Below are 23,871 nucleotides of genomic sequence, written 5' to 3' on the forward strand. Positions count from 1 at the left end.
ACTTTGGGCCAACCTCAAGTGATGTCTGTCTTGTTGCGCTTGGCGGGTTTCGGCATGTGTCAGATGCAGCACCTGTTAATTCTGCCAGTAGACAGGTCTTGTCGTCAGCGTAAGCTCACTGTCAAGCAGCTGATCTTTTCTGAACGCTGGATAGCGACACTGCTTCTTGCTAATGCAGAATTAATTGTCGTGAACTCGCCAAGATCTTGAGTTTAAGATTTTCTTGGTGTTGAGTTGTTCGGGGTGAACTTGCTAAGTTTTGCCTCGTTATTATGAAGGTCCGGATAATTATTTTTGCCTCTGGTTGGGTGGTTTTGCCTATCACCGGTCCCCGGAAAATTAATCAGCGTCAATAAGAAGGGTCTGCAGAGTGATCTGCATAGCTACCTACAGAGTAGTGATATTCGGGTAGTAGTAAATGACAGGCTGCCACGCAGCTTAAATAAGAGGGCGGAGATATGAAAAAAGTAAACGGTGTTGAGTTGATCAGAGGTGGCAAGGGTATGGCCGCATGCCCATCCGGTACGCTGTGCCTTTATACTCATGCAGACTACAACCAAGGCGAAACGGATGGCGATATTCTCTCAATCGCCCCAGATATTCAACTGGATCAGGCCCAATTGAGAACTTATGGCTTTATCGTAGGCGGACGCTCTGGCGTATCTTGCGTGGTTAATAAAATGAATAAGGCCGGTGCGCTTGTGTCCGGCGCTGATATTAATGGCTACACATTGAACGTCGCTGCGGGGGCTTATTTTTCGGACTTGATGGGAGTGACGTATCCGGGAGGGGGCACATGGAACGATAAAACCCACTCTGTCGTGTCAGCGCCTGTGCAAGAAGTTATCCTGAAAATAAACCTTGAAAATGACATTCTACTGAGTGTTGGTGAGACTGTTGAAACAGACCTGGTAATCGTTAATGAGAGTTCCGTATCCGTAGAGCGTGCTACAGTCGAATTTGTCTCGAGTGTTCCTGCAACAGTTGAAGTCGGAGGCTTTGATACAAGCGTGAATATCCCTTCGCGCAATACGGCTACTGTGAGGGTTCCGTTAACGGGTCGCAAGGTGGGTAATGCACAATTAGCAGCCCGACTGCGAATGCCTGTAGGGTTGATTAACAACGGTGACGCTGAAAAAATAGCAAGCTCCAGTGTTTCTAAGCGGGCTGTTAATATCCGCATGTCGATGGCGCAACAGATGGAAATTACAGCCGGGGTCTCGCTTTATTATGCTCCCCTTGAAATCAAGAATGAAAGCGACGTAGAAATAGCGGGTGTTGTAATTGAATCGACTTCTGCAAATACTACTGTATTGACGGTTGGTGACTTTGAAAATGTTGTGACTCTTCCGCCCAATGGTTCGACGAGGGTGAATATTCCGGTGAGTGGCATCGGGGCGGGGAACGCTGTGTTGACAACAAAGCTCTCGCCTCCGGATGATCTGGTTAATAATGGAGACTCACAAAAGACGATGCTGGTAGTCGTTCACACTAGGCGGGATCTTCGCGTAGATCAGTCGCTCCTTGGTAAATGGAAGAAAGTTTGGGATAAGCCAGAGTTTATTTATAGTTATGATCTGACTCTCCACTCTGAATCTATTCGCGTATCGAGGTGGCGCCTGAGCTTTATTCTGCAGCAGGGGGCCGTGCTGGATCCAGACTGGCTGGAAACACAGAAAGACTGGCTCGAAGTGGATCAGGCGCTGCCGGGTTTTGTTGCGCTCGTCAATAAGGCAGGGCGCACCATTGAGCCGGGAACAGACTTGAAGCTTGCAGTTCAGGTGCTCTATCCCGGAGAGTCAAATTATTACAATGAACTTTACAGTCTTCATTTGAGGCAGTTGGAATAGGCGTTCAGTGAACAATATCGGTAGCGCAAAATAATGATCACTGAACTGCAAGGCGCTCTATACGTTTCAGTATAAATGCCGATTATCAAAAGGCGGTTATTTTCTGCGGCTTGGTAATTCGGCAAAGGCAACCTCGATGTTTACCGCGTTGCACGGTAAGCATCGAGGTTGCAAGCTTGATTCGAATCCAGTTCTCATCGCGCTTTGCAACGGGGGTCAGCCTCCCAGGTACGCGTCGCGCACCTTCGGATCGGTCAACAGCGCTTCGCCAGTTCCCTGCATCACCACCTTGCCGTTCTCCAGCACATAGGCGCGGTCGGCGATCTTCAGCGCCTGGTTGGCGTTCTGCTCTACCAGGAACACGGTCACGCCGTCGCGGCGCAGCTGTTCGATGATGTCGAAGATCTGCTGGATGATGATCGGCGCCAGGCCCAGCGACGGCTCGTCGAGCAGCAGCAGCTTGGGCTTGCTCATCAGGGCGCGGCCGATGGCGAGCATTTGCTGCTCGCCGCCGGACATGGTGCCGCCACGCTGGATGTAACGCTCCTTCAAGCGCGGGAACAGGTGCAGGACTTTGTCCAGCTGCTCCTGGTAGTCACCCTTGTCGGTGAAGAAACCGCCCATGGCCAGGTTTTCCTCGACGGTCAGGCGGGCGAACACGCGGCGGCCTTCCGGCACCACCGCGATGCTCTTGCGCATGATGTGCGAGGAGGGCTGGCCGACCAACTCCTCTCCCAGGTACTTGATGCTGCCGCTGTGGGCCTGGGGCGAGCCGCACAGGGTCATCAGCAGGGTCGACTTGCCGGCGCCGTTGGCGCCGATCAGGGTGACGATCTCGCCCTGGTTGATCTCGACGTTGACGCTGTGCAGCGCCTGGATCTTGCCGTAGAAGGTGGAAACGTTCTCGAACTTCAGCATTTACGCCTCCCCCAGGTAGGCCTTGATCACATCAGGGTTGCCGCGAATCTCTTCCGGCGTGCCATCGGCCAGGGGCGTGCCCTGGTTGATCACCACGATGTGGTCGGAAATGCTCATCACCAGTTTCATGTCGTGCTCGATCAGCAGCACGGTCACGTTGTGGGATTCGCGCAGGTAGCCGATGAGGGCCTTGAGGTCCTCGGTTTCCTTGGGGTTCAGGCCGGCGGCCGGTTCGTCGAGCATGATGATGCGCGGCTGGGTCATCATGCAGCGGGCGATTTCCAGCCGGCGTTGCTGGCCGTAGGCGAGGGTGCCGGCGGTACGGTTGGCGAACTCGGTCAGGTTGACCTTCTCCAGCCAGTACTGCGCGCGCTCCATGGCTTCCTTCTCGCTGCGGCGGAACGACGGGGTCTTGAACAGGCCGGCGAAGAAGTTGGTGTTGAGGTGGCGGTGCTGGGCGATCAGCAGGTTTTCCAGCGCGGTCATCTCCTTGAACAGGCGCACGTTCTGGAAGGTTCGCACCACGCCCTTGCGGGCGATCTGATGGCCGGCCAGGCCCTGGATGGGCTGGCCGTCGAGCAGGATGGTGCCGCCGCTGGGCTTGTAGAAGCCGGTGAGGCAGTTGAACACGGTGGTCTTGCCGGCGCCGTTGGGGCCGATCAGCGCGACTACCTGTTTCTCCTTGACGGTCAGGCCCACGCCGTTGACCGCCAACAAGCCGCCGAAGCGCATGCTCAGGCCGCTGACTTGCAGAATTTCGCGGCTCATCGACGCAGCTCCATGTGTGGACGTTGCATGGGCAGCAGGCCCTGCGGACGCCAGATCATCATCAACACCATCAGCGCACCGAACATCAGCATCCGGTATTCGCTGAACTCACGCATCATCTCTGGCAGCAGGATCATCACGATGGCCGCCAGAATCACGCCCAACTGCGAACCCATGCCGCCCAGCACGACGATGGCGAGGATGATCGCCGACTCGATGAAGGTGAACGATTCCGGTGTCACCAGCCCTTGGCGGGCGGCGAAGAAGCTGCCGGCAAAGCCTGCGAAGCATGCCCCCAGAGTGAACGCCGAAAGCTTGATCACGGTGGGGTTCAAGCCTAGCGCGCGGCAGGCGATCTCGTCTTCACGCAGCGCTTCCCAGGCACGGCCGATGGGCATGCGCAGCAGGCGGTTGATGACGAACAGCGCCAGCAGGGCCAGCAGCAGGGCCACCAGGTAGAGGAAGATCACCTTGTTGATCGAGTTGTATTCCAGCCCGAAGAACTCGTGGAAGGTCTGCATGCCCTCGGCGGCGCGGCGCTCGAAAGTGAGGCCGAAGAACGTCGGTTTTTCGATGTTGCTGATGCCGTTGGGGCCGCCGGTCCAGTCGGTGAGGTTACGCAGGAACAGGCGGATGATCTCGCCGAAACCCAGGGTCACGATGGCCAGGTAGTCACCGCGCAGGCGCAGCACCGGGAAGCCGAGCAAGAAGCCGAAGGTGGCAGCCATCAGCCCAGCGATCGGCAGGCACACCCAGAAGCTCCAGCCCAGGTAGTGCGAGAGCATCGCGTAGCTATAAGCACCGACCGCGTAGAAGCCGACGTAGCCCAGGTCGAGCAGGCCGGCCAGGCCCACCACGATGTTCAGGCCCAGGCCCAGCATCACGTAGATCAGGATCAGCGTGGCGATGTCGACGGCGCCGCGCGAGCCGAAGAACGGCCACACCAGGGCGACCACGATCAGGCCGAGGATGATCCAGCGCTGGGTCTTGGGCAGGGTGAGGAAGTTGCTCACCGCCGGCGATATCAGCTTGCGGTCGGAACGACGGCCCATCACCGCGCTCCACTGCTTGTCGAACAGCACGCGCAGGAACATCAGCACCGAGCACACGCTGATGATGGTCAGGTTGAACGAACCCTGGCTGTGTACCGCCAGGCTGATGCCGTCGATGCTGAGTTTCAGGCCCAGCACCGGGAAGGCCACGGCCCAGACCAGCAAGGCGCTGAAGAACGCCTGTTTGAGATTTCTGTTCATACTTTTTCAACCTCCGGACGGCCCAGGATGCCGGTCGGCCGGAACAGCAGGACGAGAACCAAAAGACCGAATGCCACCACGTCCTTGTACTGGTCGCCGAAGATGTCGGCGCCGAAGGCTTCGGACACACCCAGCACCAGCCCGCCGAGCATGGCGCCCGGGATGCTGCCGATGCCGCCCAGAACCGCCGCGGTGAAGGCTTTCAGGCCTACCAGGAAGCCGGCGTTGGGGTTGATCACCCCGTACTGCATGCTCAGCAACACGGCCGCCACGGCCGCCAGGGCGGCACCGATGACGAAGGTCAGGGCGATGATGTTGTTGGTGTTGATGCCCAGCAGGTTGGCCATCTTGATGTCCTCGGCGCAGGCGCGGCAGGCGCGGCCCAGGCGGGAACGGGAGATGAACAGGGTGAGGCAGGTCATGGCGATCAGCGTCACCACGAACACCAGGATCTGCATGTACGAGATCAGCACTTCCTCGGCGCCGCCGGGGCCGAACGAGAAGCTGCCGGGGATCAGGTTGGGGATCGACTTGTCTTTCGAGTCCTGCGAGAGCAGCACGGTGTTCTGCAGGAAGATCGACATGCCGATGGCCGAGATCAGCGGGATCAGCCGGTTGCTGTTGCGCAGCGGCCGGTAGGCGACCCGTTCGATGCTGTAGCCGTAGGCACTGGTGACGCAGATGGTGGCGACGAAGGCCACGGTCATCAGGATCGGTAGCGAATGGATACCCATCATGGCCAGGCCCGCGAGGGCGATGAAGGCCACGTAGCTGCCGATCATGTACACCTCGCCATGGGCGAAGTTGATCATGCCGATGATGCCGTACACCATCGTGTAGCCGATGGCGATCAAGGCATAGGTACTGCCGATGGTCAATCCGTTAACCAGTTGTTGTAGGAAATGGTAGATCTCAGGCATTACAGCGCTCCTAAAAACCTGATTTGCATTTCACTGGTGGGGGATGACCCCGGCCCATGTTCTCGTGGTCTTCGCCACGTGATCTTTTGCGGGCACTGCCAGGAAACCGCGGGTGACGGTTTTAAGATTTTCAGGTGGGCAGGCTCCCGGATCGCGGGAATCGGGCCCATAGAACCTCGTAAAACAAAGCCCACTGCTCGCACAGTGGGCTTCTCGGTCAGCTATTAGTCACGCAGTTACTGAGGGGAGACTTCGGTCTTCGGCTTGCCGAAGTGCCATTCGTAAACCACGAACTTGAAGTCTTTCAGGTCGCCTTTCTCGTCGTAGGACAGCTCGCCGGTCGGGGTCTTGAACTTGCCGGCGTGGATGGCGGCTGCCACCTTGTCGGTGTCTTCGGACTTGGCCGCTTCGATGCCCTTGGCGATCAGCTCAACAGCCGAGTAGGCCGGGAACACGAACGGGCCGCTTGGGTCTTTGCCGTCAGCCTTGATGGCGTCGACGATGGCCTTGTTCTCTGGGTCGGCGTCGAACGACTTCGGCAGGGTGACCAGCAGGCCTTCGGAGGCGCCCTGGGCGATCTGCGAGATGGAGTCGTTACCCACGCCTTCCGGGCCCATGAACTTGGCTTTCAGGCCCTTCTCTTGCGCCTGGCGCAGGATCAGGCCCAGCTCTGGGTGGTAGCCGCCGTAGTAGACGAAGTCGACATTGTTTTGCTTGAGCTTCTGGATGATCGAGGAGAAGTCCTTGTCACCGGCGTTCAGGCCTTCGAAGACGGCAACCTTGGTGCCTTTCTTCTCGAGGGTCTGCTTGACTGCGGTGGCGATGCCTTCACCGTACTGCTGCTTGTCGTGCAGTACTGCGACCACTTTCGGTTTGACGTGGTCGGCGATGTAGTTGCCGGCAGCCGGGCCCTGGGCGCTGTCCAGGCCGATGGTGCGGAAGATCAGTTTGTAGCCACGGGCGGTGATTTCCGGCGAGGTGGCGGCCGGGGTGATCATGATCACGCCTTCGTCTTCGTAGATGTCGGACGCAGGCTGGGTGGAGCTGGAGCACAGGTGGCCGATGACGAACTTGACGCCGTCGTTGACCACTTTGTTGGCGACGGCAACGGCCTGTTTAGGGTCGCAGGCGTCGTCGTATTCCTTGGCTTCGAGCATCTTGCCATCGACGCCGCCCTTGGCGTTGATGTCTTTGATGGCTTGCTTGGCGCCGATGAACTGCATGTCGCCGTACTGGGTGACCGGGCCGGTTTTAGGGCCGGCGATGCCGATCTTGATGGTGTCGGCGGCAAACGAATGGCTGGCAACCCCGGCCAGAACCATTGCGGCGAACAGCTTGGAAATCTTGATCATAGTGCTCCACTCATTCTGTTGTAATTCTTATAGTCCTGGCGGCCAGGGCTACAGACCGGGCGGGATTTGCGGCTGGCCACGCCTAACCGCAACCCCACCTTCCCCCGAGAATCGTGTCCCGGAACTGTACCGGTACAGTGTAGAGCGCTGCCCGAGCGCTTGAAAAGCGGGCGAAAAGCGTCTGGGCTCGGGGGTGTCGCGTGGTCGACATAAAGATACAGAAAAGCGCCATCGTTTTGCCTGCACCTTCGGCCCGGCCCCACAAGTTCGGGCCTGATCGACCAAATTACGTATTTGAAACCGGGTTTTTCTGCAAAAATGCCGGCCTTTTTGTTGGACGATCTTTGCGCAGGTAAACCCATGACTGATCAAGTAAGCACCCTCTATGCCAAATTGCTCGGCGAGACCGCCATCATCGAGTGGAAAGCCCTGGAGCGTTTCTGGGCCAAGGGTGACCTGATTTGGGTCGACCCCAGCCTCGACCTGATCGCCGTTGCCGAGGCAATGGCCGAGAATCGCAGCGAGATCTTCGCCAAGTGGCGCAGTGATGGCACTGTCGGGCCGCTCAGCGCCGAGCAGGCGCTCGACCTGCAAACCCGCGATCCAGAGATCTGGGCGGTGGTGGTTTCGCCGTTCATCGTGATCCAGGCGAAGAAAACGCAATAAGCCGGTTTTTTTTAGTGCGTGAAAATGCGCAGGCGCACCGCAATGGTGCGCATTGACGCTCACGTAAGGTGGAAGTTGGTAACAGTGGCGGGGCGATTCGGCGGGGCGGTAACAGTTTACGGAATGCGTAATGCATCGCGGGGCAAGCCCGCTCCCACGCCGGGCCGTATTACGACGTGGGAGCGGGCTTGCCCCGCGATATTTTCCGTGACCCCTGGAGGATTATCAGTAATCCACCCGCCCGGTATGGCTGTTCAACGAGATCACCCGGGTCTTGCCGATGCGGTGGCGGAAGATCTCGCGCAGGTACTTCACGGCTTTCTTCACGCATTCGCGCGACAGGCGGATGTCGTTGATCGAGACGAAGCGGCTCTTGTCGTTGATCAGCTCGCGGTACTTCTTCTCGTACATCGGCTTGATCGCGTACCAGTTGGTGTCGAGGATCTTCGCCGGGTTTTCGAACTCGTTGAGCAACTCGTCGATGCGGCCCTCGTCGAAGTGCTCGCTGGTGATGAATTCGAGGATCGCGTTGTCCATGGTGTCGTCGAAGCGGTACGCATTGCGCGCGAAGCAGCGCTTGATGAAGGCGACGATCAGGGTCAGGAAGTCGTCCGACAGGCACGGGCTCTTGGCGATCAGGGTGGTCAGCGACAGGTTGGCCGAGGCGCCGATCACCAGTGCGTAGCGCTTGAGCGTGGTGTTGGGGAACAGGCTGTTGAGGTGGGTCTTGAGCCGGTTCAGGTCCATGTACGACAGCTTGTAGTCCTTGGGCAAGGACACGATCGACACTACCGAGGAGCAGTTCTTGAAGAAGTGCAGATCGTGCAGGGCGGCGGCGTCGTAGCCCGAGGCCTGGTACTGCTCCAGTGCTGCGCGGTAGCGGCGCGACTCGATCGGCAGCAGGCTGATGCCCTCGATGGCCTGGGTCTGCTTGTTGAAGTGCGGCAGGTCGATGGAGCGGAAGAACAGGTCGTCGATGTCCAGGCGCGGCTGTTCGCGCTCGAACACCTTGAACTTGTCGGAGCCGGCCGGCGGCACTTCCGGGACCACGGACTCGGCGTAGGCGATGGCCACAGGGCCTGCCAGGCTCATGAACAGGTCGTTGGCGTCCAGGCGGATGGTTTCGCCGATGTCGATGCCGGCGCGGCGGAAGTAGTTCTGGTCGTAGTCGGTGGTCACCGCCTGGGCGGTGAGGATGTTGAAGATCTGCTGGGAGATGTACTGGTTGGCGTGCTTCTCCATGGCGTTGACGTCGATGTTCTGGATCGTGCCGTCGTCGCTTTCTTCGGCGTAGCGCATGATGTCGTTGGAGATCAGCATCATCGCGTTCCATGGGCGAATACGGCCCATGACGCTGGCTTCGCTGCTGTCTTCGTTGTCGAAGTTGTACGAAAAATCCCATTCTTCCGACAGGTATTTGCACAGCAGGCGCCCGGCGTTGATGTGCAGCGCCTCGGACATTTCGCTGCGGTGGTCGGAGGCGTTGGGCAGCACGCAGATGCCGCTGGTGAAGATCGGCTCGAAGACGAACGAATGCCCGCTCTTGCCGTCGTTCTCGTCGGCAGGCTTGGTGTCGAAGGTCTTGTTCATGTACGAGTACTGCTGGGCCAGGCCGAACTCCGAGGCCATGCCCGAGCCGGTACCGCCGCCGGCACTGAAGATGTAGAAGTACAGGCGCGACTGGTTGGCCTTGATGCCGCAGGAGTCGATCAGATACGAGTGGATCAGCTTCCAGTCGGCGCTGGAAAAACGCTGGGTATCCTTGTTGAGGATGATCTTGGCCAGGTACTGGCCGAGGATCGGCGCGTTACCGGCACCGCCCGCGTGTACCTCGGACAGGTCCATGATCTTCATCTTGCTGTAGTCGCGCAAAAAGCCGCCGCGCTCGCCCTTGCGCGAGAAGCGGATGCGCCCGGCGATGTCCTTGTCCAGGTCGCCGAGCATCACCAACGGCTCGACCAGAAACACCGGCTTTGCGCCCTTGTTCTGCACCAGGCGCAGGTTCTGGCGGATCCAGCGCGCCGGGCTGTAGCCCCCTTCACCCTTGAAACGGTCTTCGTTGTTGAACTCGTTGAGGAAGAAGGTGCGGGCGTTGTACACCAGCTCCGCCACATCCAGGGCGATGTTCGAGCCGCAACGGCCCAGGCCGATCAGGCACACCGACGGGAACTGCTGCTCCAGGCGCAGCTGGTCTTCGTCCTCGACGTGCAGGTTCTGCGGGAACACCAGGTCGCGCAGGCCGTCGAGGTTGTCGAGGATGCGCTGGATGTCCTGCTCGGTGAAGTACAGGTACTGCGCCGGCTGCGTAACGCGAGGGGCCGGCAGGTCTCGAGCACCGCCTGCGGTCAGCGAGGTGGACGGGAGCGACGACTCGGGGACCGCATTGGCAGAAGTGTTCGTAGAGGTCATAGTGCGCCATTTGCCTGGGGGGTTGGGTTCCCCGACACATGCCATTTGGCCATCATTCGGGGGTTTCGCGACTGTACCAGCGCGGGTTTTCCTTGTGCGATCAGGGATTTCCCTATTCCCTTCGAGGTTTTTGCGGTGCACCGCACTGCATCGTCCAATTGTCACGCTTCTTTAATCTGCTTGGAGTCGCTCATGAGTAGTGCATTGCCTTCACTGGGGTTTGCCGGCATCGGCCTGATGGGGTTGCCGATGTGCCGGCGCCTGCTGGCGGCCGGCTACCCGCTGACGGTGTGGAACCGCAGCCCCGAGAAATGCGCCGAACTGGTGGCGGCCGGTGCGCGCCTGGCGCACAGCCCGGCGCAGCTGTGCCAGAGCGCCGACCTGGTGCTGCTGTGCCTGGCCGACACGGCGGTGGTGCGCGAGGTGGTGTTTGGCGAGCAGGGCATCGCGGCCGGTGGGCGCAGCGGCCAGTTGCTGGTGGACCTGTCCAGCCTGGAACCCGCCGCCACCCGCGAGATGGCGGCAGAGTTGGCGGCCCTTTGCGGCATGGCCTGGCTGGATGCGCCGGTGTCTGGCGGCACCCCGGGCGCCGAGGCGGGCACCCTGGCGATCATGGTCGGCGGCGAGGCGGATGACCTGGAGCGGGCGCGCCCGGTGCTGCTGACCCTGGGCCAGCGGGTGACGCACATGGGCGGCGTGGGGGCCGGCCAGGTGACCAAGGCCTGCAACCAGATGATCGTTGCCTGCAACGCGCTGGTGATTGCCGAGGTGGTGGCGCTGGCCGAGCAGTCAGGGGTGGACGCCCGGTTGATCGCCGAGGCGCTGGCCGGTGGCTTTGCCGACTCCAAACCGCTGCAGATCCTGGCCCCGCAAATGGCCGAAAGCCGTTTTGAACCGGTGAAATGGCATGTGCGCACCTTGCTCAAGGACCTCGACGGCGCGGTCAAGCTGTCCCGCGAACAGGGCGTGGCAACGCCGGTCAGTGGCCTCGCGGCGCAGCTGATGCGCCTGCATGGTAGCCAGGGCTATCTGGAAAAAGATCCGGCGACCCTGGTTGAGCTGTATCGCAACCAGCCATGAGCGCGCCATGCGGGTGGTTCAGGCGCTCCAGTACCGGGCGCAGCCCGCTGGCCGGCACTGGCCGGCTGAGCAGGTAACCCTGCAGGTAGTCGCAACCCTGGGCGGCCAGAAAAGCCTGTTGTTCGGCGGTTTCGACGCCTTCGGTGACCACTTTGAGGTGCAGGGTGTGGGCCATGATGATGATCGCCTGGACGATCTCGCAGTCCTTCTGGTTGCCCGGCACCTCGAGCACGAACGAGCGGTCGATCTTCAGCACGTCCAGCGGCAGGCGCTTGAGGTAGGCCAGTGATGAGTAGCCGGTGCCGAAATCGTCGATCGACAGCGCCACGCCCTGGGCACGAATGCGTTTGAGCAGGTTGATGGTGTGGTGGATGTCCCCCATCAGGGCATTCTCTGTTACCTCCAGCTCCAGCTGGCGGGCTTCGATGCCGGCCTGGAACAGCGCCAGCTCCACCTCGGTGGCCAGTTCTTCACGGCCCAGGGTCAGCGCCGAGCAGTTCACCGTCACCTTGATATCGCCATAGCCATACTGGTTGAGCTGGGCCAGGTCGGCGCAGGCGCGGCGCAGCACCCACAGGTCGAGTTCGGCGATCAGGCCGTTGGCCTCGGCGATGCCGATGAAGCGGTCCGGCCCGAGCAGGCCATGCTGCGGGTGCTGCCAGCGCACCAGCGCTTCGAGCTTGGCCACCTTGGCGCTGCGCAGATCAAAAATCGGCTGGTAGTGCACGCACAGGCCGCGCTCCTCGAACAGCGCCTCGCGCAGTTCTTCTTCCAACTGCAGCTCCAGGGTGGCGCGGGCCTTCAGGCCGTTGTCGAAGAAGTTCAGGCTGTTGCGCCCGCAGGCCTTGGACTGGTACAGCGCCAGGTCGGCGTTTTTCAGCAGCTCTTCGGCGCTGAGGCCGTCATCGGGGAATACGCTGACGCCGATACTGGTGGTCATCACCAGGCGCCGCCCGCCCAGGTCGATGGGCTCCTTCATGCGCAGCATGATGCGCTGGGCCAGGTGGCGGGCTTCTTCGCGGTTGTGCAGCGGGGTGACGATGCAGAACTCGTCGCCGCCAAAGCGCGCCACCAGGTCGTTGCTGCGGGTGGCGGCCTTGATATGGCTGGCGATCACCTTCAGCAGGTCGTCGCCGGCGGCATGCCCGAGGCTGTCGTTGATGCGCTTGAAATGGTCGATGTCGAGGAACATCACCGCCAGGCGGCCTTCGCTGGCGGTGTGCTCGGCCAGGCGCTCGGCGAACACCTGGTTGAAGCCGCGGCGGTTGACCAGGCTGGTGAGGGCGTCGTAGTGGGCGGCCTGTTGCAGCGAGGCGCGGGCCTGGTCGAGCTGGCTGAGCAGCACGTTGACCCGGCGCAGGTCGTGTTCTTTGCTTTGCAGTTTTTTATCGGCCAGGGCGGCGCTGATGCTGCTGCCGCTGATCAGCAAGGTGATGAAGGCGATGGTCACCGCCAGTTGCGCGGCGTTGTCGATGCTGGGCAGGTGCAGCGGCTTGGCTTCGGGCAGCACCAGGGTCATGGCGGCCATGCCGGTGAAGTGGGTGAGCACGATGCCGGCGCCCATCAGCAGGCAGGCGCCGTGCTTCATGGCCAGGTGCAGGGTGCCGCTGCCGTTGCGAAAGTGCCGGGCCATCAGCAGCGCCACCAGGCTGCTGGCCACGGCCAGGCCCACCGAGGCCAGCAGCAGGCCGGTCTGGTAGTACTGGCGGGCGCCGGTTTGCAGGGCGGCCATGCCGGTGTAGTGCATGGCGCTGATGCCCAGGCCGATGAACAGCGCCGTTTGCAGGTAATGGCGCAGGCGCATTTCGTTGCGGTTGAGGCTGTTCATGGCCAGCCACGCCGCCAGCAGGGCAATCAGCAGCGACAGGGCGGTGAGGGTGGCGTCGTAGTGCACCTCGAGCGGAGCCTGAAACGCCAGCATGCTGATGAAGTGCATGGCCCAGATGCCACCGGCCAGGCAGCAGGCGCCGAGTATCCGCCATTGGCGGCGGGCCAGGCGGTTTTCGCAGTGGCTTTGGCGTTCGGCCATGTCGAGGGTGGCGAAGCAGCCAGCGCAGGCCACGGCATAGGCCAGCAGCACCAGCAGGGGGTTGTGTCGGCAGTCGAGGATGATTTGCCCGTTCGCCGGCAGGTCGGCGAAAAATTGCAGTCCCAGCCATTCCATTGCAGGTCTCTATCGTCGAGTTTGCACTCGTCCCCGAAAAGCGCGGCTGGAGACAGTTCCTGCTCGAGTATAGGAAAAGGTGTTTAAACCTTCCTGATTAATGGCACTTTGATTTCTATCGTTTGGATATGAGGGTGATAGCGGAGGGATCTAACTGGGTGTTGCGAGGAGGGGGTGTATCACTCTGCCGACGCCATCGCGGGCAAGCCCGCTCCTACAGGCAGCGCGTTTGCTTCAGGCTTTGCGTCAACTTGCCGGCGATTGCCGTGCCGAGGCCATCGCGGGCAGCGCGTTTGTTTCAGGCTTCGCAGCACCCTGTAGGAGCCGGCTTGCCGGCGATGGGGCCTTGGCAGGCAATTGCGATTGCCGTGCCGACGCTATCGCGGGCAAGCCCGCTCCTACAGGGGTATGCCAGGTTTAGCCGGCTACCAGCACGCGGATTGCCTCGAGCCGCAACGCCGCTTTGTTCAGTGCTGCCAAGCCATCTTCACGCTGCTTGCGCACCGCATCGACTTCGCTGTCACGCACGCTCGGGTTGACCGCCTTGAGCGCGGTCAGGCGCGCCAGCTCTTCGTCGGCCTCGGCGGCCAGGCGCTGCTGGGCCTCGGCCACGCGGGCCTCGTGGGCCGGCAGGATCTTCGCTTCGCCGGCGCTGATGCGCTGGGCGAGCACGTCGCGCTGGGCCTGGATGAACTTGTTGGCGCTGGCCTTGGGCACGCTTTCGAGCTGGTCGTTGAGGGTTTCGAAGGCGACCCGCGGGCCCAGGTCGTTGCCGTTGGCGTCCAGCAGGCAGCGCAGCGCTGCCGGCGGCAGGTAGCGGCCCAGCTGCAGGCTGCGCGGCGCGACCACTTCGCTGACGTACAGCAGCTCCAGCAGCACGGTGCCGGGCTTGAGCGCCTTGTTCTTGATCAGCGCCACGGCGGTGTTGCCCATCGAGCCGGACAGCACCAGGTCCATGCCGCCCTGCACCATGGGGTGTTCCCAGGTGAGGAACTGCATGTCCTCGCGCGAAAGCGCCTGGGCGCGGTCGTAGGTGATGGTCACGCCTTCGTCGTCGCCCAGCGGGAAGCTGGCGTCGAGCATCTTCTCGCTCGGCTTGAGCACCAGGGCGTTTTCGGAATGGTCCTCGCTGTCGATGCCGAAGGCGTCGAACAGGGTTTCCATATAGATGGGCAGGGCAAACTGGTCGTCCTGTTCCAGGATGGCTTCGACCAGCGCCTGGCCTTCACCGGCACCGCCGGAGTTGAGCTCCAGCAAGCGGTCACGGCCGCTGTGCAGTTCGGCTTCGAGGCGCTCGCGCTCGCCGCGGGCATCAGCCACCAGCGTGCTCCAGGCCTTGTCGTCGTCTTCGGCCAGCAGCGGCAGCAGGCGTGGGCCGAACTGATGCTGCAGGGCGTTGCCGGTGGGGCAGGTGTTGAGGAAAGCGTTGAGGCCTTCGTGGTACCACTGGAACAGGCGCTCTTGCGGGCTGTTCTGCAGGTACGGGATGTGCAGCTGGATGGTGTGCTGCTGGCCGATTCGGTCGAGGCGGCCGATGCGCTGTTCGAGCAGGTCGGGGTGGGCCGGCAGGTCGAACATCACCAGGTGGTGGGCGAACTGGAAGTTGCGGCCTTCACTGCCGATTTCCGAGCAGATCAGCACCTGGGCGCCGAATTCTTCGTCAGCGAAGTAGGCGGCGGCGCGGTCGCGCTCGAGGATGCTCATGCCTTCGTGGAAGGTCGTGGCAGGGATGCCGGAGCGCACGCGCAGGGCGTCTTCGAGGTCCATGGCGGTTTCGGCGTGGGCGCAGATCACCAGCACCTTGGTGCGCTTGAGCATCTTCAGGGTGTCGATCAGCCAGTCGACCCGCGGGTCAAAGCGCCACCAGCGCTCGTCATCGCTGGTTTCGCCCTGGGCCTGGAAGGCCACTTCCGGGTACAGCTCGGCGCGCTCGCCGGCCGGCAGCGCGGCATATTGCTCGGGGTTGGCCAGCGGGTAGGGGTGCAGCTGGCGCTCGGGGAAGCCCTGGATGGCTGCGCGGGTGTTGCGGAACAACACGCGGCCGGTGCCGTGGCGGTCGAGCAGTTCGCGGATCAGCCGCGCGCTGGCCTGGGTGTCGCCATCGCTGACTGCGGCCAGCAGCGCTTCGCCTTCGGCACCCAGGAAACCCTGGATGGTGGCGTGGGCTTTGGGCGACAGGCGGCCTTCGTCGAGCAACTCCTGCACGGCTTCGGCCACCGGGCGGTAGTTCTCGCTTTCGGCGCGGAACGCGGCCAGGTCGTGGAAGCGGTTGGGGTCGAGCAGGCGCAGGCGGGCGAAGTGGCTGTCCTGGCCGAGCTGTTCAGGGGTGGCGGTGAGCAGCAGCACACCGGCGATGACCTGGGCCAGTTGCTCGACCAGCGCGTACTCGGCGCTGGCCTGTTCTTCGTGCCAGACCAGGTGGTGGGCTTCGTCGACCACCAGCAGGTCCCAGCCGGCGGCGAACAGCGCGTCCTGGGCCTTTTCGTCGTCCACCAGCCATTCCAGGGCCACCAGGGCCAGTTGGGCGTCTTCGAACGGGTTGCTGGCATCGCTTTCGATGAAGCGTTCGGCGTCGAACAGCGCCACCTGCAGGTTGAAGCGCCGGCGCATTTCTACCAGCCACTGGTGCTGCAGGTTCTCCGGCACCAGGATCAGTACGCGGCTGGCGCGGCCCGAGAGCAGCTGGCGGTGGATCACAAGGCCCGCTTCGATGGTCTTGCCCAGGCCCACTTCGTCGGCCAGCAGTACGCGCGGGGCGATACGGTCGGCCACTTCACGGGCAATGTGCAACTGGTGGGCGATGGGTTGTGCGCGCACGCCGCCCAGGCCCCACAAGGTGGAGAGCATCTGCTTGCTGGTGTGTTGCAGGGTGTTGTAGCGCAGCGAGAACCACGACAGCGGGTCGATCTGCCCGGCGAACAGGCGGTCGCTGGCCAGGCGGAACTGGATGAAGTTGGACAGCTGCGTCTCGGGCAGGGTGCGCGGCACGTTCTGCGCGTCGATGCCGTGGTAGACCAGCAGGCCGTCGGCGTCGTCGACTTCGCGCACGGTCAGCTTCCAGCCCTCGAAGTGAGTGATCTGGTCGCCCGGCGAGAAGCGCACGCGGGTCAGCGGCGCGTTGCGTAGCGAGTACTGGCGGGTGTCGCCTGTGGCCGGGTAGAGCACGGTCAACAGGCGGCCATCCTGCGCCAGGATGGTCCCAAGACCGAGCTCGGCTTCGCTGTCGCTGATCCAGCGTTGCCCCGGTTGATACTGCTGCGCCATACTGCCAAAACTCCCGCGGTGAAAAAGCCGGCTATGTTAACGGATCGGCTTCGCCAGACCAATGAATCAAAGAGTCTAGCGTGTTCATCGCCTAATACCGTGCCGTCGCGAGGGCCCTGCACCAACATGTTTGCCAAGCATCGCTGGTTGAACGTATTCATGGGGCTGGGCAGCCTGGCGCTGCTGGCCGGTTGCGAACAGAAAACCTTCGAGGTGCTGGCGCCGATCCCGGTGGAGCAACTGGAAGTACTGGGCGTGCAGACGCCGCTCAAGAGTGTGCACTTTCACGACCGCGAGGGTGAAGGGCTGCTGGTGCTGAGCCGGGTCGACGGCCAGGCGACAGACCCGGACACCGAAGAAGAAGTCGACAAGGTGGTGCTCAAGGCCACCTTGTACGGGCGCAGTGCGTCGGCCGATGCGTTCAAGCCGCGTTGGCAGATCGAACAGGAAACCACCTGCGCCGGCCTGGACCTGGATGTCGACTTCTATACCGACGTCAGTGATGTCAGCGACCTGAACAAGGATGGCATCGGCGAAGTGACCGTGGCCAGCCACGCGTTCTGCGGTGGCGGCATCGACCCCCACGACATTGCCATCGAGCTGCGTGAAGGGCAGGCGGTGTACAGCGTCACCGGCCAGTCGCTGATCAGCCCGGCGGGCGAGGAACCCTTCGGTGGCGAGCGCGAGGACAGCGCTTCGCTGAAAAGCGCCCCGCAGGTGATTCGCGAGCACATGGATGCGGTTTGGCAGAAGGTCTACAAGCGGCCGTGGAGCGACAGCTCGGCGCCGGCTGACGACGGGCCTGACGACGATGGCGAGTAAATGTTGTCCCTAGTGTCCTGTCTCGGAAATAAGCTGTTCACTTTTGGCGGCGTCTTGGGCGCCCGGCCTGCGTTGCCACTCCTCGCCATAGCCCTGCTATGACTCGTCGCGGCGCCTTGGCCGAACACCCAAGCCACTCGCCAAAAGAGAACGTATTTCCGAGACAGGACACTAGCGGCATGGGCGTGGTTGTGACGCGCCGCACACCTTCATCCGCAGGTATTCAAGGCGGCTGAGCAACGGCCGATAGAATGGCCATAGGAGAACCCCATGCTGCCGCCGATCATCCCCCTCAGCGCCGCCCCCGTGACGACGCAACAAGACCCGGTCAAGCCGACCCCGAACATTCCGGCGGTGGCCCCGGCGCAGCCGTCCTCCAGCGAAAGCACCATCGACCTCAAGCACCAGCGCGACCCTGACGAGCAGCTTTACCTGCTGCACGAGGAGCAGCGGCGCAAGCAGCAGCAACGCAAGCAGCGCGAAGATGACGAACACCGCTTCGAGGCGCTGCCGGGCGATGAACTGAACGCCGACAACACCGTGCCGGTAGCCCCTCTGGGTGAGAGCACCCGCCAGGGCCTGTTGGTGGATATCGAAGTCTGACTGGTCAGCGCGGGCATCTGCCTTCATTATTGGGCTTCTGCTGTCCGTAGAGCCTGCCATGAGCCAAGACAACCTGATCGACTTCGGCGCCGAGCGCGCCAAACGTATCCACGACCTCAACGACAAGCGCCTGGACGACATGCGCAAGGCCTTCGAGCAGGCCATGCCGTTGGCTTCGGGCAAAAAGAAGAAGCCCAAGGGCAAGCCGAAGAAGCGCTGAACCTTGATGCAGGTCAAGCCTGCACCCGCCTCGCGTGCCCGGCCCCGGGCAGCATTGACGCCGATCAATTCCCCACCGCCCGCCATTGGTTACCTTGCTCCCATCGGATCACGGCACACCAAAGGAGGGGCCGACATGTTCTTCGACAACGTGGTTATCGCCGGTGTGGTAACGGTCGGGTTGATGTTGGCGTTCTTCGCCGGTCTGGGGATTTTCATCTGGAAGGATTCGAACAAGCGCAAGCAGCGCTGATCCTTCCCGATTCACGAGCACGCAAGGCATTTAGGGCGACTTCGGTCGCCCATTTTTTTGTCTGGATTTTTGCGGGCCTAATGCAGGCGCCACCAGCGCTGGCCTTTTTCCCTGTAGGAGCTGGCTTGCCAGCGATGAGGCCAGGCCTGCAAGCGCATTGCTCCTGCACCGGCCCTATCGCCGGCAAGCCGGCTCCTACACGGCGCGCTTTTGATTAAACAAGATGATTAGCTAGCTAATTATTCGTCTGCGCCTTATTCTTGCCGCAGTTGTCTATCTTTCTATCTGTAGACCCACCACCGGCAAGGTCCGATTCGTGCCCATCACCCTCCAGGCCCTGTTCGCACCCAGCAGCCTCGCCCTCAAGTTTGCTGCCAAGACCCTGCTCGGCGGCGGCCTGGCGTTGTGGCTGGCGATGCGCTGGGGGTTGGAGCAGCCGTCGTGGGCGTTGATGACCGCGTTCATCGTTGCCCAGCCGTTGTCGGGCATGGTGGTGCAAAAGGGCCTGGCACGGCTGGCCGGTACCGTGGTCGGGACCTTCATGTCGGTGGTGTTCATCGGCCTGTTCGCCCAGACGCCCTGGCTGTTCTTGCTGACCCTGGCGTTGTGGCTGGCGCTGTGCACCGCAGCCTCCACTCAACTGCGCAGCGCCTGGGCCTATGCTTTCGTGCTGGCCGGCTACACCGCGGCGATCATCGCCTTGCCGGCGATCAATACGCCGCTGCAGGTGTTCGACCAGGCGGTGGCGCGTTGCACCGAAATTTGCTTAGGGATCTGCTGCGCCACGGCCGTCAGTGCCCTGGTGTGGCCGCTGCGGGTCGAACAGCAGCTTGCAGGCCAGGCCCGCCAGGCCTGGAGCAACGGCTTGCAGGCGGCCAGCGCCATGCTTGGCGGTGAAGACGATGCGCGCAAAGGGCTGTTGCAGACCTTGGGCGGCATTGTCGCCATCGACGCCCAGCGTGAACATGCCTGGTTCGAAGGCAGCCGCGGCCGGCAGCGGGCCCGTGCGATCAATGGCCTGAGCCAGAAGCTGATGGTGCTATTGCGCATTTCGCGCTCGGTACGCCGCCAGTGGCGCCAGCTCGATGAAGCCGAAAGCGCGCAGATGGCGCCTTGGCTCGACGAGGTGCGCGGGCAACTGGCCGCGCCCGATCAGCCGACCCTGCTGGTGCTGCGCCAGCGCATCTGGGATGCGGCCCACGACGAGCACATCAGCCCTGCCGAGCACTACTGCCTGGCGCGCATGGCCCTGCTGCTGGACTTTGCCATGGCGGCCACCCAGGCGCTGGACGATGTGGAGCAGGGCCGGGCGCCGAAGCAGGCGGTGCAGAGCCTGGCGGCTCACCGTGACCTGTCGCTGGCGCTGCTGTTCGGTTCGCGCAGTGCCCTGGCTTTTTTGACCATGAGCAGCTTCTGGCTGGCCACCGCCTGGCCGTCGGCACCGGGCGGGCTGGTGCTCACCTGCGTGGTCTGCAGCTTGTTCGCCAGCCGTGAGAACGGCGCGCAAATTGGCCTGAGCTTCCTGCGTGGCATTCTGCTGGCGGTGCCGGTGGCGTTTTTCGTCGGGCAAATTCTGCTGCCGCAGTGGAGCAGCTTCGCCATGCTCTGTTTAGGGATGGGCGTGCCGCTGTTCTTTGGCGCCCTGGGCATGGCCCACCCGCGTACCGGGGCCACGGCCACCTCCTACTGCCTGCATTTCATCGTGCTGGTGGCGCCGCTCAATGCCATGCAGTTCAACGTTGCCACGATGCTCAACAGTGCACTTGCCATGCTGATCGGCGTGGGGGCTGCGGTGATGGCGTTCCGCTTGCTGGTGCTGCGCCACCCGGCCTGGCTCGGCCGGCGCCTGCGCGCGGCGACCCAGGGCGACCTGGTGCGCCTGACCCGTCGCGACCTGCGCGGCGCCGACAGCTGGTTTGGCGGGCGCATGGCCGACCGCCTGATGCAGCTGGCGCGCCACGCCAGCGAGTTACCCGAAGCCGAGCGCCAGCGTTGGGACGATGGCCTGCACGGCCTGGATATCGGCGACGAACTGGTGCACCTGCGCATGTGCCTGGCGGTGGCCCAGGCGCCACTGGGCGGTGCCGAGCGCCAGTACCTGCAACAGCTGGAGGCGGTGCTGGCCAGTGGCCCGGCGCCGGGGCGCGGCCAGCGCCTGGATGCGGCCAGCGAGCAATTCATCGAAGCGCTGCGCCAGCAGCCGGCCAGCGACCCGCTGCGCCTGGCCATCGGCGCGGTGCTGCAGTTGCGCAAGAGCTGGGGTAAATGGTGCCGCTGGCAGGAGGAAACCCATGGGGTTGCGTGAATGGGCGCTGGGCGGCGTGCTGCTCAGCCCGTTTCTGATCTATGTGTTGATGGCGCTGGTGCTCACCGGCGTGTTGCGCGTGCTGGTGCAGGCCACCCCCCTGGGGCGCTGGATCTGGCACGAAGCCTTGTTCGATGCGGCGTTGTTCGTTTGTGTCCTGTACCTGGTGGTGCGTCTGCTGGGACCTTTGTGAGGAGTAAGTCCATGCGTACAGCCGTACGTGCCCTGGTCACCCTGTGTGTGGTGATGGTTGCGCTGTTTGCCGGTTATCAGCTTTGGCAGTACTACATGCTCACGCCCTGGACCCGGGATGCCCGGGTGCGTGCTGACGTGGTGGTGATCGCCCCGGATGTGTCCGGCTGGGTGAGTGGCTTGAAGGTACATGACAACCAGCAGGTCCAGGCGGGTGACCTGCTGATGACCATCGACCGCGAGCGCTTCCAGGCGGCCTTTGACCAGGCCACTGCGGTGGTCGAGACCCGCGCCCAGCAGCTGCGCCTGCGCGAGCGCGAGGCGGCGCGGCGCACGGCTCTGGGGCCGGAGGCGATCAGCGCCGAGCTGCGCGAGAACGCGCAGATCAACGCCGCTGTAGCCCGGGGCGAGCTGCACGAGGCCGAGGCGCAGCTGAAGGTGGCGAAGATCAACCTGGCCCGCAGCGAAGTGCGTGCACCGCGTAGCGGGCATATTACCAACCTGCGCCTGGCCGAGGGCAACTACGTCAATGCCGGGCAGTCGGTGATGGCGCTAGTGGATGACGCCACCTTTTATATCCAGGCTTATTTCGAGGAGACCAAGCTGCCGCGCATTCGCGTGGGCGATTCGGTCAAGGTGTGGCTGATGGGGGCGGGGGAGTCGATGCAGGGGCAGGTGGAGAGCATCAGCCGTGGCATCACCGACCGTAACTCCACCCCGGACGGGCAGTTGCTGCCCGAGGTGGAGCCGACCTTCAACTGGGTGCGGCTGGCGCAGCGTATTCCGGTGCGGATTCGCCTGGAGCAGATACCTGAAGGGATGAATCTGAGCGCCGGGATGACCGCCAGCGTGCAGGTGCATGAAGATCAGTGAGCTTTAGAGGCCATCGCGGGGCCCCGAACCGCGCCTTCCACGCCGGCCTCATCGCCGGCAAGCCGGCTCCTACAGGTATTGCACAGGTTTGAAGGCTATGCGGTCCCTGTAGGAGCGGGCTTGCCCGCGATAGGCCTCACTTGGCCTTCAAAGGAACATGCCCCCCGAAACCTCCAGGCGCTGCCCGGTGATCCAGCCATTGCCATCCTCCAGCAGCAGCGCAATCGCCGCGCCGATGTCATCCGGCAGGCCAACCCGCCCGAGCGCGGTATTGCCGGCGATGAAGTCGTTCACTTGCTGGTTGTCACGCACCACGCCGCCACCGAAATCGGTCTCGATCGCCCCCGGCGCCAGGATGTTCACCCGGATGCCCCGCGCCCCCAGTTCCTTGGCCTGGTAGCGGGTCAGTACCTCCATGGCCCCTTTCATCGCTGCATAGGCGGCGTAGCCGGGCAGGGCGAAGCGGGTCAGTCCGGTGGAAATGTTGACGATGCGCCCGCCGTCGTTCAGCAGCGCCAGCAAGTGCTGGGTGAGGAAGAACGGGCCCTTGAGCTGGATGTTCAGCAACTGGTCGAACTGTGCTTCGGTGGTTTCGCTGAACGGCACGTTCAGGCCGATGCCGGCGTTGTTTACCAGAAAATCCAGCTTGTCGGTGCCGAAGCGCTGTTTGAGGGTGTCGGCCAGTTGCCCGGCAAAGGCGGCGAAGCTGGCGCTGTTGCTGACGTCCAGTTGCAGCATGGCGGCGCGTACGCCGGCCTGTTCCAGCGTGCTGACCACGCTTTGCGCTTCGTCGGCCTTGCTGTGGTAGGTGCCGATGATGTCGATGCCACGGGCGGCCAGGTGCTCGGCGGCGTTGCGGCCCAGGCCGCGGCTGGCGCCGGTGATCAGGGCGATTTTGCGGGTCATGTCGGTTACCTCGATGGGTGGAGAGTGACGACAGGTTATTGGTCGGTCAGGGGCTGTTAAATCCCGTGAAACCGGAAATACTGTTCGTTTAATCCAGACAATTGGCGGCTGCGGATGAACAAGCTCGAACTGCTGCGCACCTTCGTGCGGGTGAGCGAACTGAACAGTTTCACCCTGGCCGGCGAGAGCCTGGGATTGCCGCGCTCGACCGTTTCCGAGCAGGTGCGCGCGCTTGAGGGGCTGCTGGGCACGCGCTTGCTCAACCGAACCACCCGTCGGGTGCAGGCCACCCAGGATGGCGCGCTGTTGTACGAGCGTAGCAAGGACCTGCTGTCGGGGATGGACGAGATCGAAGGGTTGTTTCGCGCCGACGATGCCGAGCTGGCCGGCACCTTGCGCATCGACCTGCCGACCATGATGGCGCGGCGGGTGATCGTGCCGGCTTTGCCGGCCTTTCTTGAGCGCTTCCCGCGGTTGGAGGTGGAGATCAGTTGCACCGATCGGCAGGTCGACCTGCTGCGCGAGGGCTTCGACTGCGTGATGCGCATCGGTGCGTTGAGCGACCTGGATGTGGTGGCCCGACCGGTGGGGCAGTTGAGCATGCGCAACTGTGCAAGCCCCGCATACCTTGAGCGTCATGGTGTGCCGGGTTGCCTTGAGGACTTGGCCGGGCACCGGCTGGTGCATTACGTACGCAACCTTGGCGCGCGCAGCCAGGGGTTCGAGTACGAGCAGGAGGGCGAGCTGCGCTTTCAGGCCATGGGCGGCGTGGTCACGGTGAACAACGCCGAGGCGTATTCCGCCGCATGCCTGGCGGGGTTGGGCATCATCCAGGTGCCGGCGGTGGGGGTGGATGAGCACTTGCGGCGGGGCGAAATGGTGACGGTGCTGGAACCCTGGCAGGCCCGGGCCATGCCGGTGTCGTTGCTGTATGCCCGGCAGCGGCATGTGCCACGGCGGGTGCAGGCGTTCATGAACTGGTTGGCGGGGGTGCTGGCGTCGCAGGTGGATGCGCCAATGGGATGAGCGGGTAGGTCGTCGGGCCTTTGGGCTG

Annotated in this window: 20 protein-coding genes; 11 read left to right on the plus strand and 9 right to left on the minus strand. The window is 62.7% G+C overall.

Annotation, left to right across the window (positions count from 1 at the left end):
* Positions 1-458 precede the first annotated feature (458 nt).
* Complete coding sequence (locus ACI2KK_RS25145; RefSeq protein WP_404671085.1) at positions 459-1,850, plus strand: hypothetical protein; 1,392 nt, start codon at positions 459-461, stop codon at positions 1,848-1,850.
* 216 nt (positions 1,851-2,066) lie between these two features.
* Here the strand turns inward: ACI2KK_RS25145 and ACI2KK_RS25150 are convergent, their stop codons facing one another.
* From ACI2KK_RS25150 to ACI2KK_RS25170, 5 genes are all read right to left on the minus strand, one after another.
* Positions 2,067-2,768: an ABC transporter ATP-binding protein gene (locus tag ACI2KK_RS25150; protein WP_217842129.1), complete on the minus strand. Its 702-nt coding sequence runs from the start codon at positions 2,766-2,768 to the stop codon at positions 2,067-2,069.
* A complete protein-coding gene (gene livG, locus ACI2KK_RS25155; RefSeq protein WP_070094357.1) occupies positions 2,769-3,536 on the minus strand; it encodes a high-affinity branched-chain amino acid ABC transporter ATP-binding protein LivG in 768 nt (255 codons plus the stop codon). It abuts the gene before it with no gap.
* Complete coding sequence (locus tag ACI2KK_RS25160; RefSeq protein ID WP_217842130.1) at positions 3,533-4,789, minus strand: high-affinity branched-chain amino acid ABC transporter permease LivM; 1,257 nt, start codon at positions 4,787-4,789, stop codon at positions 3,533-3,535. Before ACI2KK_RS25160 ends, livG begins: the two co-directional genes overlap by 4 nt.
* Entirely contained in the window at positions 4,786-5,709 is a 924-nt protein-coding gene (gene livH, locus ACI2KK_RS25165) for a high-affinity branched-chain amino acid ABC transporter permease LivH (protein WP_404671086.1), read from the minus strand. The genes ACI2KK_RS25160 and livH overlap by 4 nt, the downstream gene beginning before the upstream one ends.
* Positions 5,710-5,945: 236 nt before the next feature.
* The gene (locus ACI2KK_RS25170) at positions 5,946-7,061 is read right to left on the minus strand and encodes a branched-chain amino acid ABC transporter substrate-binding protein (protein ID WP_054891749.1); all 1,116 of its coding nucleotides are present in this window, start codon (positions 7,059-7,061) and stop codon (positions 5,946-5,948) included.
* 360 nt (positions 7,062-7,421) lie between these two features.
* Here ACI2KK_RS25170 and ACI2KK_RS25175 point away from each other — a divergent pair, with 360 nt between their 5' ends.
* Positions 7,422-7,727, plus strand: coding sequence for a DUF2288 domain-containing protein (locus ACI2KK_RS25175; RefSeq protein ID WP_404671087.1), 306 nt, complete (start codon positions 7,422-7,424; stop codon positions 7,725-7,727).
* Between the two features lie 225 nt (positions 7,728-7,952).
* On the opposite strand, the gene ACI2KK_RS25180 is transcribed toward ACI2KK_RS25175, so the two are convergent.
* Positions 7,953-10,136 carry a hypothetical protein gene (locus tag ACI2KK_RS25180; protein ID WP_404671088.1) on the minus strand — a complete coding sequence of 728 codons (2,184 nt, stop codon included), beginning with the start codon at positions 10,134-10,136 and terminating at the stop codon, positions 7,953-7,955.
* A 192-nt stretch (positions 10,137-10,328) separates the two neighbouring features.
* Here ACI2KK_RS25180 and ACI2KK_RS25185 point away from each other — a divergent pair, with 192 nt between their 5' ends.
* Positions 10,329-11,216, plus strand: coding sequence for an NAD(P)-dependent oxidoreductase (locus ACI2KK_RS25185; RefSeq protein WP_404671089.1), 888 nt, complete (start codon positions 10,329-10,331; stop codon positions 11,214-11,216).
* Here the strand turns inward: ACI2KK_RS25185 and ACI2KK_RS25190 are convergent.
* On the minus strand, positions 11,116-13,380 hold the full coding sequence (locus ACI2KK_RS25190) for a putative bifunctional diguanylate cyclase/phosphodiesterase (RefSeq protein ID WP_404671090.1): 2,265 nt from the start codon (positions 13,378-13,380) through the stop codon (positions 11,116-11,118). The genes ACI2KK_RS25185 and ACI2KK_RS25190 overlap by 101 nt on opposite strands.
* A gap of 417 nt (positions 13,381-13,797) precedes the next feature.
* Positions 13,798-16,644, minus strand: a complete 2,847-nt coding sequence (rapA, locus tag ACI2KK_RS25195; protein WP_404671091.1) for an RNA polymerase-associated protein RapA — start codon at positions 16,642-16,644, stop codon at positions 13,798-13,800.
* 126 nt (positions 16,645-16,770) lie between these two features.
* Here rapA and ACI2KK_RS25200 point away from each other — a divergent pair, with 126 nt between their 5' ends.
* The 7 genes from ACI2KK_RS25200 to ACI2KK_RS25230 all read left to right on the plus strand — a co-directional run bounded on the left by ACI2KK_RS25200 (position 16,771) and on the right by ACI2KK_RS25230 (position 21,911).
* Complete coding sequence (locus ACI2KK_RS25200; protein ID WP_404671092.1) at positions 16,771-17,466, plus strand: M949_RS01915 family surface polysaccharide biosynthesis protein; 696 nt, start codon at positions 16,771-16,773, stop codon at positions 17,464-17,466.
* Positions 17,467-17,736: 270 nt separating this feature from the next.
* On the plus strand, positions 17,737-18,069 hold the full coding sequence (locus tag ACI2KK_RS25205; RefSeq protein ID WP_217842139.1) for an aspartate-semialdehyde dehydrogenase: 333 nt from the start codon (positions 17,737-17,739) through the stop codon (positions 18,067-18,069).
* 58 nt (positions 18,070-18,127) lie between these two features.
* Positions 18,128-18,289 (plus strand): hypothetical protein, encoded by a 162-nt coding sequence (locus ACI2KK_RS25210; protein ID WP_217842140.1) that lies wholly within the window; start codon positions 18,128-18,130, stop codon positions 18,287-18,289.
* A gap of 135 nt (positions 18,290-18,424) precedes the next feature.
* Positions 18,425-18,541 carry a cytochrome c oxidase subunit CcoM gene (ccoM, locus tag ACI2KK_RS25215; RefSeq protein ID WP_011532604.1) on the plus strand — a complete coding sequence of 39 codons (117 nt, stop codon included), beginning with the start codon at positions 18,425-18,427 and terminating at the stop codon, positions 18,539-18,541.
* 316 nt (positions 18,542-18,857) lie between these two features.
* Entirely contained in the window at positions 18,858-20,846 is a 1,989-nt protein-coding gene (locus ACI2KK_RS25220) for an FUSC family protein (protein ID WP_404671093.1), read from the plus strand.
* Entirely contained in the window at positions 20,833-21,039 is a 207-nt protein-coding gene (locus ACI2KK_RS25225; protein ID WP_217842142.1) for a DUF1656 domain-containing protein, read from the plus strand. Before ACI2KK_RS25220 ends, ACI2KK_RS25225 begins: the two co-directional genes overlap by 14 nt.
* 11 nt (positions 21,040-21,050) lie before the next feature.
* Positions 21,051-21,911 (plus strand): efflux RND transporter periplasmic adaptor subunit, encoded by an 861-nt coding sequence (locus tag ACI2KK_RS25230; RefSeq protein ID WP_404671094.1) that lies wholly within the window; start codon positions 21,051-21,053, stop codon positions 21,909-21,911.
* A 147-nt stretch (positions 21,912-22,058) separates the two neighbouring features.
* Here the strand turns inward: ACI2KK_RS25230 and ACI2KK_RS25235 are convergent, their stop codons facing one another.
* A complete protein-coding gene (locus ACI2KK_RS25235) occupies positions 22,059-22,817 on the minus strand; it encodes an SDR family NAD(P)-dependent oxidoreductase (RefSeq protein WP_404671095.1) in 759 nt (252 codons plus the stop codon).
* Between the two features lie 114 nt (positions 22,818-22,931).
* Here ACI2KK_RS25235 and ACI2KK_RS25240 point away from each other — a divergent pair, with 114 nt between their 5' ends.
* On the plus strand, positions 22,932-23,843 hold the full coding sequence (locus ACI2KK_RS25240) for a LysR family transcriptional regulator (RefSeq protein ID WP_404671096.1): 912 nt from the start codon (positions 22,932-22,934) through the stop codon (positions 23,841-23,843).
* Positions 23,844-23,871 lie beyond the last annotated feature (28 nt).

The sequence above is a fragment of the Pseudomonas sp. NPDC089406 genome (genome assembly GCF_044900265.1).
GTDB lineage: Bacteria > Pseudomonadota > Gammaproteobacteria > Pseudomonadales > Pseudomonadaceae > Aquipseudomonas > Aquipseudomonas fakonensis.

Coding starts and splice junctions, on each gene's coding strand:
- ACI2KK_RS25145 (WP_404671085.1), top strand. CDS start 459: ATGAAAAAAGTAAACGGTGTTGAGTTGATCAGAGGTGGCAAGGGTATG.
- ACI2KK_RS25150 (WP_217842129.1), bottom strand. CDS start 2,768: ATGCTGAAGTTCGAGAACGTTTCCACCTTCTACGGCAAGATCCAGGCG.
- livG (WP_070094357.1), bottom strand. CDS start 3,536: ATGAGCCGCGAAATTCTGCAAGTCAGCGGCCTGAGCATGCGCTTCGGC.
- ACI2KK_RS25160 (WP_217842130.1), bottom strand. CDS start 4,789: ATGAACAGAAATCTCAAACAGGCGTTCTTCAGCGCCTTGCTGGTCTGG.
- livH (WP_404671086.1), bottom strand. CDS start 5,709: ATGCCTGAGATCTACCATTTCCTACAACAACTGGTTAACGGATTGACC.
- ACI2KK_RS25170 (WP_054891749.1), bottom strand. CDS start 7,061: ATGATCAAGATTTCCAAGCTGTTCGCCGCAATGGTTCTGGCCGGGGTT.
- ACI2KK_RS25175 (WP_404671087.1), top strand. CDS start 7,422: ATGACTGATCAAGTAAGCACCCTCTATGCCAAATTGCTCGGCGAGACC.
- ACI2KK_RS25180 (WP_404671088.1), bottom strand. CDS start 10,136: ATGACCTCTACGAACACTTCTGCCAATGCGGTCCCCGAGTCGTCGCTC.
- ACI2KK_RS25185 (WP_404671089.1), top strand. CDS start 10,329: ATGAGTAGTGCATTGCCTTCACTGGGGTTTGCCGGCATCGGCCTGATG.
- ACI2KK_RS25190 (WP_404671090.1), bottom strand. CDS start 13,380: ATGGAATGGCTGGGACTGCAATTTTTCGCCGACCTGCCGGCGAACGGG.
- rapA (WP_404671091.1), bottom strand. CDS start 16,644: ATGGCGCAGCAGTATCAACCGGGGCAACGCTGGATCAGCGACAGCGAA.
- ACI2KK_RS25200 (WP_404671092.1), top strand. CDS start 16,771: ATGTTTGCCAAGCATCGCTGGTTGAACGTATTCATGGGGCTGGGCAGC.
- ACI2KK_RS25205 (WP_217842139.1), top strand. CDS start 17,737: ATGCTGCCGCCGATCATCCCCCTCAGCGCCGCCCCCGTGACGACGCAA.
- ACI2KK_RS25210 (WP_217842140.1), top strand. CDS start 18,128: ATGAGCCAAGACAACCTGATCGACTTCGGCGCCGAGCGCGCCAAACGT.
- ccoM (WP_011532604.1), top strand. CDS start 18,425: ATGTTCTTCGACAACGTGGTTATCGCCGGTGTGGTAACGGTCGGGTTG.
- ACI2KK_RS25225 (WP_217842142.1), top strand. CDS start 20,833: ATGGGGTTGCGTGAATGGGCGCTGGGCGGCGTGCTGCTCAGCCCGTTT.
- ACI2KK_RS25230 (WP_404671094.1), top strand. CDS start 21,051: ATGCGTACAGCCGTACGTGCCCTGGTCACCCTGTGTGTGGTGATGGTT.
- ACI2KK_RS25235 (WP_404671095.1), bottom strand. CDS start 22,817: ATGACCCGCAAAATCGCCCTGATCACCGGCGCCAGCCGCGGCCTGGGC.
- ACI2KK_RS25240 (WP_404671096.1), top strand. CDS start 22,932: ATGAACAAGCTCGAACTGCTGCGCACCTTCGTGCGGGTGAGCGAACTG.